Annotated in this window: 10 protein-coding genes; 1 reads left to right on the plus strand and 9 read right to left on the minus strand. The window is 50.7% G+C overall.

All coding sequences use genetic code 11. The features are described 5' to 3' along the window. Positions 1-3 precede the first annotated feature (3 nt). From AC1DLI_RS17005 to AC1DLI_RS17030, 6 genes are read right to left on the minus strand one after another with little or no spacing between them, the layout of a single operon-like run. A complete protein-coding gene (locus AC1DLI_RS17005; protein WP_477604530.1) occupies positions 4-813 on the minus strand; it encodes an ABC transporter permease in 810 nt (269 codons plus the stop codon). After that, on the minus strand, positions 810-1,793 hold the full coding sequence (locus AC1DLI_RS17010) for an ABC transporter ATP-binding protein (protein ID WP_477604533.1): 984 nt from the start codon (positions 1,791-1,793) through the stop codon (positions 810-812). Before AC1DLI_RS17010 ends, AC1DLI_RS17005 begins: the two co-directional genes overlap by 4 nt. A gap of 33 nt (positions 1,794-1,826) precedes the next feature. Continuing rightward, complete coding sequence (locus AC1DLI_RS17015) at positions 1,827-2,996, minus strand: radical SAM protein (RefSeq protein WP_477604535.1); 1,170 nt, start codon at positions 2,994-2,996, stop codon at positions 1,827-1,829. Next, positions 2,968-4,056, minus strand: coding sequence for a hypothetical protein (locus AC1DLI_RS17020; RefSeq protein WP_477604537.1), 1,089 nt, complete (start codon positions 4,054-4,056; stop codon positions 2,968-2,970). The genes AC1DLI_RS17015 and AC1DLI_RS17020 overlap by 29 nt, the downstream gene beginning before the upstream one ends. 16 nt (positions 4,057-4,072) lie before the next feature. Further along, positions 4,073-5,401, minus strand: a complete 1,329-nt coding sequence (locus AC1DLI_RS17025; protein ID WP_477604539.1) for an ATP-grasp domain-containing protein — start codon at positions 5,399-5,401, stop codon at positions 4,073-4,075. After that, complete coding sequence (locus AC1DLI_RS17030) at positions 5,394-5,642, minus strand: acyl carrier protein (RefSeq protein WP_364141768.1); 249 nt, start codon at positions 5,640-5,642, stop codon at positions 5,394-5,396. Before AC1DLI_RS17030 ends, AC1DLI_RS17025 begins: the two co-directional genes overlap by 8 nt. An 89-nt stretch (positions 5,643-5,731) precedes the next feature. Here AC1DLI_RS17030 and AC1DLI_RS17035 point away from each other — a divergent pair, with 89 nt between their 5' ends. Beyond that, positions 5,732-6,571 carry a PIG-L deacetylase family protein gene (locus AC1DLI_RS17035; RefSeq protein ID WP_477604542.1) on the plus strand — a complete coding sequence of 280 codons (840 nt, stop codon included), beginning with the start codon at positions 5,732-5,734 and terminating at the stop codon, positions 6,569-6,571. Here the strand turns inward: AC1DLI_RS17035 and AC1DLI_RS17040 are convergent. The 3 genes from AC1DLI_RS17040 to AC1DLI_RS17050 form a co-directional block, all read right to left on the minus strand. Beyond that, positions 6,534-6,839 carry an acyl carrier protein gene (locus AC1DLI_RS17040; RefSeq protein WP_477604544.1) on the minus strand — a complete coding sequence of 102 codons (306 nt, stop codon included), beginning with the start codon at positions 6,837-6,839 and terminating at the stop codon, positions 6,534-6,536. The two genes, AC1DLI_RS17035 and AC1DLI_RS17040, sit on opposite strands and share 38 nt — an antisense overlap. A gap of 33 nt (positions 6,840-6,872) precedes the next feature. After that, positions 6,873-7,877, minus strand: coding sequence for a hypothetical protein (locus tag AC1DLI_RS17045; protein ID WP_477604546.1), 1,005 nt, complete (start codon positions 7,875-7,877; stop codon positions 6,873-6,875). A gap of 102 nt (positions 7,878-7,979) precedes the next feature. Then, positions 7,980-15,071 carry a GH32 C-terminal domain-containing protein gene (locus tag AC1DLI_RS17050; protein ID WP_477604548.1) on the minus strand — a complete coding sequence of 2,364 codons (7,092 nt, stop codon included), beginning with the start codon at positions 15,069-15,071 and terminating at the stop codon, positions 7,980-7,982. Positions 15,072-15,177 lie beyond the last annotated feature (106 nt).

Here is a 15,177-nt window from a genome sequence, read left to right on the forward strand (position 1 = left end):
CGTTTAGCCTCCCAAGCCAAGATACTTTTTCAAACCGATTCGCCAGACTGCCTTCGACACAATCAGCATCATGACAATCCAGAAACCCTGCATAAGCAATCCGTTCATGATTTCATGAAGCGCCAGCTTGCCATTGATGACATTGGCCGGAAAATAGATCGTGTATTTGAACGGTAAATAGCTCAGAACCGCATTCATCGCAGGGCCAAACACCTCGATTGGAAATACACCCCCGCTCAGGATAATGACAAACAAACCCGTCATTTCAAAAAAATAAGAAATTTCGGAAAGCCAGAAGGCAATAGCGGCAATCGTATACGAGATAAGGAAACCGAGAATGAGAGACAAGCCTATAGCCGCTACAAAGCAAATCAAGTTCGCAAGCGGAATCCTAACATCATACAAGCCGGAAAAATACAGCAGCGCCATAAACAAAATAACGAGCATCGTGCCTAGGAAAAACATCTTTTGCCCTAGCATGGAAAACAACTTAAGTCCGAAATAGTTGGCAGGCTGCACCAGATGTTTGTTCAGCGCGCCGTCCTTAATATCGGATGCGATCACATGATCCATATTCGTCGATACGATTTTGGTCACGATGGCCGCCACGATCGTATACAAAATCATTTCCCCGTAGGTGTAGCCAAAAAACTCCCCCGTCTCCGATTGCCCATAGACTGCTGTCCAAATATAGTATTGGATCAGAATGGGAAAAAAGGCACTGACTAAGGTTAAGGCAAAATCAAGCCGGTATTCCAGCGATGCTTGCACGCCCAGCTTGAACACGCGCGTATACTTCAAATAAGTGCTCATTCGGACTGCTTCCTGTCATAGAGCGATACAATCACTTCTTCGATCGGCCGTTCTTCGATGGTAATGTCCTCCACGGGCAAAATCGTGAGAAGCTCTTTAGAGACCGGGTTAATCTTTTCCTTGGCAATTTCGAGCGTCGCCTGATAACCGTCCGTTTGCCGGACTTCGCCAAATGGTTCGAGTCTCTCCGGTTCCACGAAGGAATGGAATTTCAGCTTTACGATCTTGGTACCGTCCGCCGCGTCCTGCACCTGCTTCAAATTGCCGTCGAAAGCAAGCCTGCCGTCGTTGATGATGATCGTTCTTTTGCATAAATCCTCGATGTCCTTCATATAGTGGCTCGTCAAAATAATCGTTGTTTGGTGATGCTCATTGTAATAGGCAAGAAACTCCCTTACCCTCTTCTGCGTCACGAGATCGAGCCCGATCGTAGGCTCGTCAAGGAAAAGGAGCTCCGGCTTGTGGATAAGCGCCGCGATCAGCTCCATCTTCATCCTCTCGCCGAGCGACAGCCGCCTGACCTGCACATTAAGCACATGCTTCACGTCAAGTAGCTCGACCAGCTCGTCAAGCGTACGCCGGTAGGCCTGCTCCTCCACCTGATAAATATAACGGTTCAGCAGAATCGATTCGGCGGCTGGCAGGTCGGCCCAAAGCTGGCTTTTCTGACCCATCACGATGGCAAAGCGTTTTTTAAAGTCTTTCTTCCTCTCGTAGGGTTTGTAGCCAAGTACGGAAAGGTTGCCGCCCGTTGGATGCAAAATGCCGGAGAGCATCTTTAGCGTCGTCGTTTTTCCCGCCCCGTTCGGCCCGAGAAAAGCCACGATCTCCCCCCTGGCGATAGAGAAGGAGATGTCTTTCACCGCGTGCTTTGTCAGAGATTTGCGATGAAAGAGGTTTTTGAGGGAGTGCATGACCCCAACCTCTTTCGTGTAGTAAGTAAAGCTTTTTGCTAATTGCTCGACCTTGATAGCTTCCAAAATTCCATCTCCCCCAATCCTCAGCAGTTAGAATTACCGACCGTAATGATACAGCAGCCCGCAGCGCGAACAGACCGGCATTAAACCGCAGGATAACAGCTCTCTGTGCTTGCCGTAGTTTTCCCCGTGCCAGATCTCTTTCACCGGCGCTTCGGTGATGTTTCCAACGGCGAGCTCCGGAAAGAACTTGCATGGCGTGACATTTCCGCTCGGCAGCACGTCCATCCTCGTAGATATAGCCAGACATTCCTTCTTCTTCATGCCCGTCCTCTGGATGCCCCGGACAAAATCACTGATTTCATCCTGCTCTAGGGCAGGCATAAACCGGATTCGGCTGCTCCAGATATGCTCCGAAATGCGCCGTACCTCATCCTTCAGCGACTCGATGTTCTCCGGTGAAATATGATAGGTGAAGGAGTGCCAGCTGCAATGCTGCGGCTCGACCGGTTGAAGCCAGCTGAACTCCCTCACGTATAATTCATCCATATCTGCCGCAGATTCAGGGGAGATGTACCATGGATAAACAAAGTAGACCGAATCGACCCCCATCTCCTCGAAATGCTTCATAAAGGCGAACAGCTTCGGAATCATTGCATCGTTCATGGTCAGACTTATGGACACTTTCCCCTTAAAAATGCCTTGTTTCTGCAGCTCCAGCAGTTTCTCGACCGCTTGAACAACCTTTCTATAGGTACCTTTGCCCCGGATCGCATCATTTTCCTCTTCAAAGCCCTCCAGACTGACAAGGACAACGAGGCCTTCTCCGATCTTAAGCAGCGAATCAAGCTGCTGCTCGAGCAAAATAGCGTTCGTGCATATCGTAACCGTCCGCTGGTCCTTCTCCAGCAGCTCCGCCAGCTGCGGAAATTTGCTGTAATAGAGTGGCTCTCCGCCCCATAAGTAAAGCTTGGACTTTTTCTCCCGGGTAAACTCGAGCAGTTTTTCGATGAGCGGGATATCAATCTCTTTCTTTTGGTCTTCCTTAGCCATCGCCCAGTGAAAACCGTCCTCGTTCCATTCGTAGCAATGCTTGCAGCGAAGGTTGCAGCCGTTGTTCAGCTTTATTCCGATATCCTCGGGGATCTCCATCGCATAGCGGCTGTTGCCTTCACGCAGACGGCTGGCACGGGACATGTTCATAATCGTTCGTTTCAGGTCATTAAAAACCCGCTCATCAAAGGTTTTGGTCGTTTTGGGCTGCATCGTATTCCCCTCCATAATCGATCAATTGGTTTCTTGCCCGCAAGAGATTCTCATGCAAACGAACGAGCGTATCCATCGCATAATATTCCGCTTTCCAGTCCTCGTACCTTATCCCAAAGCCCTGCTTTATCCAGTAGCTTGCGTTGCTCGCCTCATGCTTCGCAAACGGCTCCAAAAAAACGAAAGGCGTCGCGGCAGCCATGGATTCCATCAAGGAGTAGCCTCCCGGCTTGCTTATGATCGCGGCTGAACGGCGAATCACGTCAAACAACGGCGGATAATGCTCGTGATTGACGTATTGCGTTGCTTTCCCTGTCTCAATCCTCGCAAGCGGCGGAAATTGCATGCGGCCTAATTCATCCATTACCCATGGGCTCCATGCGGGATCGTTTCGGTAATATTGAATGAGCTCATGGGGCTTCATGTCTTCGTCGTAATATGCAAGGACATTCAGCCGTTTACCCGCCTGCAGCAGCTCCTGCGCGGCCGACTGATAAGTGCCGATTCCCCAACCGCCCCCATGAACGATATACCGCTCCTCCCGTTGATGGAGCACCGCGGGCGTGTCGTCCATCATTGCGATCCTTCTTGTCATTGGCTCGTCTTCCCGGCCGTAAAACCAAGTGTGCTTGAAGGATTCATCCCACTCCCGGTATACCGAATAGGAAGGCGTCTCGGCAGCATCCAAGTGCAGAAATTCAATGTGGAGCCGCAGCTCTTTCGACCTTTGCCGATACAGTTCGATAACCGGCAGCCAAAAACCGGTCGCCGCGATGAAATGGGTTCTCCCCTCTTGTTTCCATTTCGAGAGCAGCAAATCAACTTTCACGGAATCGAGACAATCGGAAATATCACGGGCTAACTCTGCTCCCTTTCTGGCTACGGCGAAGCTGTCATGGAAAGCTTTTTTGTAAGATGGCACCTTCAGTTTAATCCGGTCCAGATACAGATCCTCGAGCACGTTGACTTCGGAGGGAATGCCTCTGCTGGTCAACTGGCGGCTTAGCTGCATGACCGGCACATACACGCCAAGTGAGTTGCCTGCCCCGAGGAGGGTCACCGTCCGATAAGCTAAATTAGCTATGCCATTTCCCCCCTCTCCTCTCGAAAATAAGCCTTAAACGATCCAAATAACGTTCTCTCTCCAAGTCGTCATCGGAGACGATACTCATATAAAGCCTGCCTTTGTAATAGCTTCCGCTCTCCGGCGCTGCTTCATAATCCGGCGCTGGCGCATTAGCGAGCATGGCGGCCGAAGACAACGGCACAATTCCGTTGCCCTTCTGATTTGGATATAAAATATCCTGCCGCTTCAGCTCGTTCAGCCATCCTTCGTAATCAACCCGCTCGCGAAAGCCTACCGAACGGAAGGTTAACAAGCCCTTTTTTCCATTTCTGCCGAGCACTTGGTCCAAATGGTGATTAATAAAACCCATCGACTGCCTTGCATTAATTTCGACGATCGGCTCCAGCGTCCCGTCCCGCAATGACATGGAATCGATGCATACGGGCCCGAAGTAACCTTCTTGGAAGAGACTCCACGCCGCCTGTTCCATAATATTGAAATACCCGTTCTTCTCCAGCGTATTCTGCTCTTCTTTCTCCATCGACTCAGAGCCTAAATACGCAAACTGCCTATTCAATATTTTTTGCAGTCCGATAAGCCGAAACGCGCCGCCTTGCATGATTTCGAATTGGCAGGAGAAATCTCTCTCCACCTCCAGGTAAGGCTCCAGGACAAATGCGGTGTTTCGGCCACTCTCTTCCTGCTTGCGGATGTAGGCTGCCGTTCGTTCCAAGGCCGTCTTCGATTGAATCAGCATATTGCCTTTTCCCGAAACGCCATAAGGATCCTTAATAAGCGTTGGTCCATGCTTTTCTAGCAGCTCCAGCCCAAAAACCGACAGTTCTTCGGCTGAATAAACAGGCTTACCCCGGGTCTCGCCAAGCAGCTTCTCCGATAATTGCGTTGAATAGATTTTTGAATTGACGCTTTTCACTGCCTCCAAAGAAGGCAGCTCGGTCTTATATCCGTATTTGGCTGCAGCCGCATGGGTATAAGGCACGATCGAGAAAGGCGACAAATACCGGTAAGCCGCGTATTTCTCATCCCGATCTTCACTGTCCGCCAGCGTTTTAAATAGATTCGGTTCGGCATCCTTCCCATTCAAGTTGAAATGCGTGAAAGAGAAGCCGATTTTGCTTAAATAAGTTTTGTGGGACTCTTCCATGGCAAATCGGGTCAATAGTGCATCTCCGCTGCCGCATAACGGAAACAAGAGCTCATCCATCGCGAGGACGATTCGCTCGCTTTCCCTATCCCGAAGGGCGGGCAAACGCGCCAAAGACTCGTCTCTCCAATACGATTCCGCGTCGAAGGTACCGGCAACCAACCTGTTAGCCAACCTTTTTCTCCATGCCCTGCAGGAAAGACATAAAGCTATCAATGGAAAGCAGGCAGCTGTAATCCAAATCCTCGTATACGATTTCAACGTTAAACCGGTCCTCGACCTCGAGAATGAAATTGATCATCTGCAGGGAATCCAGCCCGACCTCATTAATCAAATCGCTGGCGGGAGTAAGCGTGCTGCCCAGCGTATTATCCTCTTTAATTCTTACAATAATTTCTTTAATATCATTGAACATATAAACAAATCCTTTCTAATTATAATTTAATTCACATATAAAGTTATTTTAGTATATAATTAGCATTAAAAAATTAAAGGAGTACTCTTATGAACAAACATTTTTTATTTATTTCTGCACATTTAGATGATGCTGTGATTTCCTGCGGCGACTATATCCATGAGCTTATTCAAAATCATAACCTTGTTACTATTGCGACTGTCTTCACGGGAATGGGTACGGAATTATCGATGATGGCCAGAATCCTGCACAAAAAATTCGGACTCGGAACGGAAACGATGGATATTCGTAAGCAGGAGGATATTCATGCTGCGGAAGCACTTGGCGCCAGCGTCCTTCATCTTGGCGTTCTGGAATGCATTTATCGGAAAAAGCAAGACGGCAGCCCGATTTACGGTAAGCTGCAGGATCTCTTCGAGACAGACTGGAGGAATGAAGCCGAGGTGATGGAAGAGATTGTAACTGTATTTTTAAAGCAGATTCAAATCGATAACTATGACGGCGTATATGTGCCGCTTGGAATCGGCAGGCATGTCGACCACTGCCTGGTACGGGCGTCCGCCGAGCAATTTCGGCTTAGGACTGCCGATAGCTCACAAATACCTTTCTTTTACTACGAAGATCTGCCTTATCTGTCCTTTCACAAGGACTTGAGCTGGGAAAGCGAACTTGCCGAAGGGCTGTATGCCAAATGGATAACACTGCGGCGCTGCAATCTAAAAGCCAAAATATACGCCTTTACGAAGTACCGCTCCCAATTGCGCCTGCTTTGGCGGTCGAAATACCGCATGCTCAAACAAATGGCAGGACACGCAAACGCTGCGTATGCGGATCATAAGGCTGCACGGTCTAAAAGCAGGGACTACCGGTTCAAGGTGTATGCCGCTAATGCTAAAGATTCCGTTCCTCTGGGCGAGGACTTGACGTAAGAGGCGCGAATGCTGCCTTTTCAATCGTTTCGGCCAGCTTCGCCACCGTTAATCCGTTATGGTCGATGTGGCCCAGAAGCTCATCCGGCAAGGAAATGCCATAATGCGTCTCCAGCTGTACGATAAATTCAACGATCTGAACCGATTCCAGCATTAGCCACACTTCGCGCAGCGGTGTATCGACATGGATTTCAGCCGATTCCGGCAACCCTTTCGCCTTTTGCCCGATCAACTCGATAATTTCCTTCATGATGGTTAGCTTACTCATGCTTCACTCTCCTTCTATTCATCCGTTCGTGAACTAGCGTAACACCAGCTTAGATAATAAGATTTCAATTATCTCAGTTTCATTCTTTATAATTTTTCTTACATTCGTAATCATTTTGTCGATAATTGACGAATCATTCGTTAACGTATATTTGATCAACAGGTTTCTGCAAAGCAGCGCATCATTTTCTACATCCCGATAGCGTTCATACAAGCCTGTTCCGCTCTCCAAATAGCCGTTCCGCTCCAAAAATAATAGTCGGCGCAGCATGAGCGCCTTATGATCGCAGATCACATGGAACGGCCTGTAATCTGCCTCCATCTCCTTGCGATTGATTTTGACTAAATCCTCGATCAGCTTGTCATATACCTCCAGTCCAAAAACGCAGGGCCGGGTACGGTAAGTCATTTCCCGCATCTTCTCAAAGCTGTTTGTCCCCGACAAAAAGCCCTCCAGCTGTTCAATCACATTCGCTAACCGAAATTCGTAGCCTAGCGAGTCATTATAGCTAATTAAAGACAATCCGCCCTTTCCGAGATACAGCCAATCATCTCCGCCTTGTATGGCATGGTATGCCTTCTCCATCTGATTGAAAGCAACCTCTGCGAACGAATATTTACCCGTGAACGTAAAATCGGCGACATGAAACAGTTGACGCTCCAGGTCGTAGCCGTAGATGAACAAGTCATGAGGCAAACGGTCATGCCCCTGCAAAAAATAAGCCTGATCGAATACGCCGTAAATATAGTTGTTCATATTAATGCTGTCTACGAAAAAAGAACAAATGTCAGCATTAAAATAGCTTACGGTTTCCCGCTTCAAGTGCTGGTGAAACAGCCATGGGCAAAACTCGAAAGTCGGCGTACGGTAGAAATCCACATAGGAGCTGCCAAAGTTCGAGGTAAGCTGGAGCTGGATGAAATGGCTCATGATCCACGGCTCCGTTTCCGGATAATTGTCTAATACCGCGAACGCATTCGCCTGCCATTGCCATGATGTGACGAGAGGATACTGCATCGGTAAAATTTTTGAATTCATGTTCAGCCTCCTTTATTCGTCCGTTGCCTGCGAAGAAACGGCAAGCCGCCCCTTCGCAGGCATAATGGACTCTATTAATGTAAACGTAATCGACGCGGCTTGCTAGTCTATAAATTGAACGGCCTTTAATAGGCGATGCAGCAGGCTGGCGATTTCCGCCCTGGTGGCCGCTCCCTTAGGATCGAGCAAGCCATTGCTCCTCCCTTGCAGCAGTTTCTTGTCCAGAAGATCCGATACGGCCTGGACTGCCCAAGGGCTAACCTTCTGACTATCCGCGAAGCTTCCAAGCGCCTTGCTGCCCTCGGTCTCGCCGTTTATTGTTCCTGCGAACGCGATTGCTCTAGCCAGCATAACGGCTATTTCTTCGCGGTTGACGTTTTCGCGAGGCTTGAATGATCCATCCCCGTACCCTTGGATAAGTCCGAACCGGGCTGCTGCAGCGACTTCGCCTGCAAACCAATCTCCTTCCTTGATGTCCGCAAACGAAGCTGCTGCTTTCCCATCGTCCGCAAGACCAAGCGAGCGGGTAAGCAGCGCGGCAAATTCTGCCCTCGTGACGGTATCCTGCGGCGCGAAGCTAGCCTCTGACTTGCCTTTTAAAATTTGCTTGGCGGATAGCAGCTCGATAACCTGTTCCGCCCAGTGCCCGGCAATATCACCGAACGATTTCGCTGCAGACGCAATAACGTATATGCTGTTGCCGTTTCGTTTCAGCACGGCCGACGTTTTCCCTTCTACTGCCCTGAATACCGCAGGAACAAAGGCAAACTCTCCTGATACGGGATCAAACCTAAGCGCCGTTGCATCCACCGCATTCCATGCGCCGTCTATCGTTATTGAGCGGGTTACGTACTGGGAACCAAAGTCCGAAAGCTCCGTAAATGCCCCTTCCGACTCCAGCATTAGCCTGAATTCGACTGGTGCCGAGAGAAGCGTGATGCCTGTTTGCTCAGCTGATGCTTTCAATTTGTCAGCTTCGTCTTTCGTCGTTTTTCCCATTAAAATATAAAGCATTCCGGTCTGTTCATTCGCTGCTGTTTGGAGCAGAAGCTTCAGCGGCACATCGTAAGTCAGCCTGCCATATACGACTGTAACAACGGTGCCCGGCTGCGCTTTGAGCGTTTCCATTAACGGCTTCATAGGCAAGGCTGCTGCCAGCATATTCTCTGAATTCGCAGGCACTTCAATAATAAGCTGCCTGTTTACCGAGGTGGCGGCGGTTTTTAGCCCGCCCGCAAGCTGTGCCTCCGAAAGCTCGACCTTGGCTGCGCTTCTCCCCTCTGCATCCGTTTCTATCCGAATGCTTGCCGCCTCTATCGTAATTTTCCCTGCTGCTTGGTTAAACGCATCCGTATCTCCGCCGGTTGAAGGATTTTCTCCTCCAGTTGACGGATCCGGATCGGCAGCAGCTGCCGGAACATTCACGTCATCCACGTTGAGATGCCCCCAGCCGCCGGTCCTTTGGTCAACGATTTGAATATAAAGTTTTTCGCCTTTATAGTCTGCAGCGTCCCACTTAACTCTTCGATACTGCTCGCCGTCATGTCCCGTTGCTTTCATAAGCACTTCATGATTTGAGGCTCTTACAAGCGCAACATACAGCTTGTCGATATCCCTGCCTCCGCCAATCAAGAAATCAATGGCGCCATTCCCGCCAAGCGTGAATGTCTCCGTTTTGATTTTGCCTAAGGCATCATCGCCATAGTCAGGATGGAAGCCCCATAAATGATGGCGGCCTGTATCTTTGCGGTCAAAGGCTTGGTTGAAAGGTCCTCCCCAGCCCCAGTCGTTCCGGCTCGTCACATGCACATCCGTAAAAGCATTGCCCTCCTCGATGATCCACCCGGACATATCGCCGTTTTCAAAATCATGATTTGCCAGCCCGCTCACGTTTTCCGCAGCCGGCTCTGCCGCCGGCCAATAGGATTCAACCGTTTCACCATAGGCGGATTCCATTTCCCATACCTGCAGCTTTACGATACGCGCTTCGCCGTCTTTGCTCCAAAGCTCTAGCCCGAGCGCATCAGAAAGACTCGGATACACACGCGTGGTGATGCTGTTTTTCCCGTTCGCGTAAGCTTCGATCATGGAACGGTCCAAGTAAATATGAAGCGACAGCCGCCCTTCATCCAAAGCCATTTCACCGCCGTGGATTCCTTTGGCAATATCCGGATCCAAGCTGGATTTGTTGCGATCCAGTTCAAGCCAGCCGTTTTCTTTGTTATAAGAAAGGAGTGTCTCCTCACGTCCGTCGGCAGACGCGCGCAGTTTGATGCCAAACTCTTTCGCGTCCGATAAATCCGCTTCGAGAACGACTTCGAGCATATCGCCCTTTACCTGTTTAAGCTGTGCGTTAGCCTCTTCAACCCCGGAATCAGCTATTTCAACCAGCCGCTCGCCGCGAAGCGAGTTAAGCTCTTCAATCGGCTCCACGCCAAGGGTTCCGTCTTCCAGAAGCGACAGCACGACCGGCAAGCCGGCATTATGAGCCCAGCCGGCATCATAATGCTGCTGCTCCGTGCGCCGGTCCTGCGCAATGCTGAACAGGATCGAGCGTCCTTGTCCGTCTACCATGCCGCTCGGACCGGTAAAATGCTCGCCGAAATCAAACAAACTCGGTTGTTCCTGATCGGGAATAAAACGGTTCGCTTCCTTATCCCAGGTACCGATCCAGTGGAATACGTTTTTCACGTTGTGCTCGCTGTAATGGTCGAACCACGGATTAATGAAGAATGCATATTTTTGCGTGCCGTTCCCGTCTTTGCCTACCGGCAGCAGCACGGGCAGCTCCCACACCTGTCCCGTATCCGGCCTGTTCTTATAATCCCCGACGAAGAATGGATTCTCATACGTCCAGTTCACCATATCGGGAGAAGAATAAAGCAGCGCCGTTCCTCCGACATCCTTAATGCCGGAGCCGACAAGCTGGTACCACATGTCCCCGTCCTTCCAAACGTAGGGATCCCGGAACTGGCCAAACCAAACTTCCCCCTCTTGTGCCGGAAGATTATTTTCCTGCTTGGTGACAACCTGGTCCTCCATGATCCATTTTTCAAGATTGGCGTCTCCGTCCTCCGCAAAGGTACTGCGGGCAAGTCCCGTGTTCTGATTAGGAACCGCTTGATCGTCTCCTGCCGTGAAGAACAAAGCGGGATTTCCGTTGTCATCCACCACTGCATTGCCCGACCATACGCCGTCCGGCGTGACAGAACCTCCATCCGGCGCAAGAGCAACCGGCATATCCTTCCAATGAACCATATCCTCGCTTACCGCATGCCCCCAATGGATTTGATGCCAGTAAGGACCCTGCGGGTTATGCTGATAAAAGAGATGGTATTTTCCTTCAAAAAACAACGGGCCATGCGGCTCGTTCATCCAATGCCCCGGCGATATAAAATGGTACTGCGGCCGGTAACGGTCTCCGTCATAAACGCTGCGGTCAAAATCAAGCTCAGGCTCAGGCGCCCCGGCATTTCCGAATTGATCCGCCGCAGCAGCATAGCGGAGAGCAATTTCTTCCGGTGCGAGCGCGGTGTTTCCAACCTTCACTTCATCCACCAAGCCGTTAAACATGTTTACCGTGAATACGCCGTTAATAACGGCTCCCGTGTTGTTTTTGCCGATTAGAAATCTGCTATCTGACGGCGCAATAGGCGTTTTCCTGGAAACGGCCTGCTCGCCTGCAAGCTCTCCATTCAAATACAGCTTCAGCTTGCCTTCGCTTTTGCTGTATGTCGCCGTTATATATGACCATTCAAACTTGTTAAGCGGCTTATCCGCTGCCGCCCATACCTCCGACCATTCGCCGTTGATGCCTGCTTGAAAGGACCACTTGCCATGGCGCCCCATTCCAAGGATATAACCGGTCTTGCGGGCTTTGTCATGCTGATTGACGATAGCGGACAGCTGGCCCATATCGCCCCATTCATAGGATCTGGGTGCTACCCACGCTTCGATCGTGATCTCATCGTCAGGCTTCGCGATTTGGTCGGCTGGCCGCTCGAGCCAGGTGGAATAGCCGTCAAACAGCAAGCCTTTTCCGGCAACTCCGTCTCTCCAAAGCGGTTCAGTGGACGGCTTGTAGCTCGCGTTATTAAATACATAATGAACGCTGTCATCCGTACCGCGCACCGCATCTTTTGCGGTCATTCCCTGACCTTCGTCAAAGCTCCAGCTTCCAAGAAGGCCCTTTCCTCTAACCTTGATATCGTCGATATTGATATGCCCTTCCTTGCTTTCATCAACGACTTTCACGTAGAGCTCTTCGCCTAAATAAGGCAAAGCATCCCACGCGACACTCGTATACTGCTCCGAATTCGTGCCTGTCGCTTTCATAAGAACGGCATGGTCAGAAGCTCTAACGAGTGCCGCGTACAGAAGCTCCGAATCCTCGCCGCCCCCGATCAAAAATTCAATGTTACCCGTCCCGGACAGGATAAAGGAATGGGAGGTCAACGACCCCGTCCGTTCATTCGCATTTGTTCCTTCTGCTCCTCCCGACAAGCCCCAAGCATGGAATTCTCCTTCATGCCCGAATGCCGCCGCGTCTTCGCCAAAGGCTGCTTGATTAGTGATCACACCGGAGAACGCGTCTCCGTCTGCCGTCCAGCCCGTCAAGTCACCAGACTCAAAACCCGGATTCTCCAGCTCCCGCGGGATGATCGGCTGGGTGTTGTATACGGAGAAATCGTCTGCGTTGATATGCCCGAAGCCGCCGGTATGATAGTCTACGACCTTGAGATACAGCTTTTGGCCCAAGTAATCCGAGGCATCCCATTCAACCTGGCGATAGCCCTCGCCTAATGTGGATGAACCGCCTGTCGCTTTAAACAAAATTTCATCATCCGCGTCATTAACGAGCGCCACATAAAGCTTATCCAAATCCTCGCCGCCGCCGACGCGGAAGCTTACTTTCCCGGTGCCTCCCAAGCGGAAGGTTGTCGATCTCATTTCCCCGGTCCTGCGGTCCGAAAAGTCAGGGTTTTCGGCACCCGCAAAGCCCCAAGCATGGTAAACGCCATGATGATTGAACGGCGTGCTTCCCCAGAAGACGGGCACATCGGATACCGGCGCTGCAAACGCCGTGCCGACTGTCGTCCAGCCCGTTAGGTTTCCGGTTTCAAAGTCGGGGTTTTCAATGGTTTCCGGGGCGTTCAGCACCTGAAAGTCATCGACGTTAATGTGTCCCCAGCCGCCGGTGTGGCTGTCGACAACCTTCATATATACCTGCTGTCCCACAAATTCCTCTGCATTCATATGAACGCGCCTAAGCGTTCCGTCATCCTTCCATTCCGTGTTCGTAACCTTCATCAGCTCTTGATCGTCTTCCTCCCTGACTAACGCCACGTACAGCTGATTAATATCGTTGCCGCCGCCAATCAGAAAGCTAATGTCGCCGGAGCCGCCCAGCTCAAACGGCGCTGAGCTTAATGTGCCGGTTAAAGCGTCACCCGTCTTGGCGCCCCATACATGATAGGTGCCCTGCTTATTAAAGCAGCAGCCCCAGCCCCAGTCCGTATCCGTGACCACATTCGCATTCGAAAAAGCATCGCCCTCGGCTGTCCAGCCGTTTAAATTTCCGTTCTCGAAATCGGGGTTCGGAATTTCGTTTGCTGACATCGGCTTTTCTTTGGTTTTGCCGATGTTTGCTGCCTTTAGCGGATAAACCGCAAGCGATTGAAGCTGCACGGTCCCGTTTTCCGCAAAGATCTCGATTTCATTCTCACCCGTCTCTGGGAATAGCAAGTCCGTAAAGACAACGGCACCGTCATCCGCAAACAACTCCACCGAGGTTTTATCGACAAGTAGATGAAGCTTTACCTTTTCACCTGCCGTATAATCCGCTTCATGCACGGCTTGTCCGAATTCCTTATTAAAGCTTGTAATGCCCGATTGCGTCCGATCCACGAACAGCTTGCCGCGCTGCGAATCGTAGCCGGCGGATGTTTTCTGGCTCTCTCCCGCATGAACATTGAAACCGAATCGGGTGTCGGCCTCTTTGTCTACCGCAAACTCCGCGATGATCTCATACGCATCCCCTGCGCCTTCGGGTAGCTTGATGCTTCCGTCGATGACGTCAAGTGGCTCAATCTCCAGCGGTGGAAGACGGAGCTCCTGCAGCTCTTCAACCGGCATTTGCTTCATTCGAATGCCTGCGCCGGCATCGCTCGTAAGCGTCAGCTCTCTTGGCACCGTCATGGCTCCCCGCCAGCCGGCGGATGGAATGGACTGCGCATAATGCCAATTATTCATCCAGCCCAGCCAAATGCGGCGGCCCTCCACGTCGCTGAAAGTCATCCCCGCATAAAAGTCACCGCCGTAATCTGTCCAAAGCACCTGCTCCGAGGGATTCAAATTCGTAAATGCCGTACCGTCAAAATCACCGACAAAATACTGCATGCCGGAACCGAAGGCAGGCGCTCCTTCCGAAAGACTAACGGAAAGAACCCACTTCATCTCATCCGGATTCCCGTCTACAGCCAGCGGGAACATATCTGGCGTTTCCCAAAAACCGTTATGGGAGCCTTCGGATGATCCGAAATCGTTCTCATGTTTCCATGTCTTTAAATCTGGCGAGGAATAGATACGGACATGGTCCCCCGCAGTTATGACCATTGCCCATTTTTGTGTTTGCTCATGCCAAATGACCTTAGGATCACGAAATACCGTAAGCTCGGACGGCTGCGGAATGACGGGATTCCCTTCATATTTCGTCCAATTCCTCCCGTTATCATTGCTGRATGCGAGACTTTGCACTTGTTTGTTCGAATATTCCTGAGTAAACATCGCCACCATCGGAGGCTTGCCGTTAGCTCCGAAGCCTGACGTGTTATTCCAGTCCACTACGACGCTGCCTGAGAACATATGGCCCAGCTCATCCGGGTATAAAGCGACCGGCAGCTCTTCCCAATTGATCAAGTCCTTGCTGACCGCATGCCCCCAAAACATCTCCCCCCATGTATTGCCCGAGGGCTTATATTGATAAAACATATGGTATTCCCCGTCATAATACACGAGCCCGTTCGGGTCGTTCAGCCAATTCTGCTCGGGTGTATAATGGATTAAAGGCCTGAGCTGCTCGGCGGTCAACGGATTCGATTCCGCCGCCGATACCGATGGCTGAGGCGCTGCCTGATAACACAATGAAAAGATAAGAATAAAAGCCATCACCAGATTCAATGCTTTTTTTCGCATGCGCGTGCTTACCCCCAGAAATATTATTCGTTCGCGTAAACGTTTACGTAAAAGTGCTGCTTCTTTTCCATCTTCTAATTTCTTTAATAGAGTAGGGGACGGCCGT

It is taken from the genome of Paenibacillus sp. 01T443 (assembly GCF_056398325.1).

Coding starts and splice junctions, on each gene's coding strand:
- AC1DLI_RS17035 (WP_477604542.1), top strand. CDS start 5,732: ATGAACAAACATTTTTTATTTATTTCTGCACATTTAGATGATGCTGTG.
- AC1DLI_RS17030 (WP_364141768.1), bottom strand. CDS start 5,642: ATGTTCAATGATATTAAAGAAATTATTGTAAGAATTAAAGAGGATAAT.
- AC1DLI_RS17040 (WP_477604544.1), bottom strand. CDS start 6,839: ATGAGTAAGCTAACCATCATGAAGGAAATTATCGAGTTGATCGGGCAA.
- AC1DLI_RS17045 (WP_477604546.1), bottom strand. CDS start 7,877: ATGAATTCAAAAATTTTACCGATGCAGTATCCTCTCGTCACATCATGG.
- AC1DLI_RS17015 (WP_477604535.1), bottom strand. CDS start 2,996: ATGCAGCCCAAAACGACCAAAACCTTTGATGAGCGGGTTTTTAATGAC.
- AC1DLI_RS17005 (WP_477604530.1), bottom strand. CDS start 813: ATGAGCACTTATTTGAAGTATACGCGCGTGTTCAAGCTGGGCGTGCAA.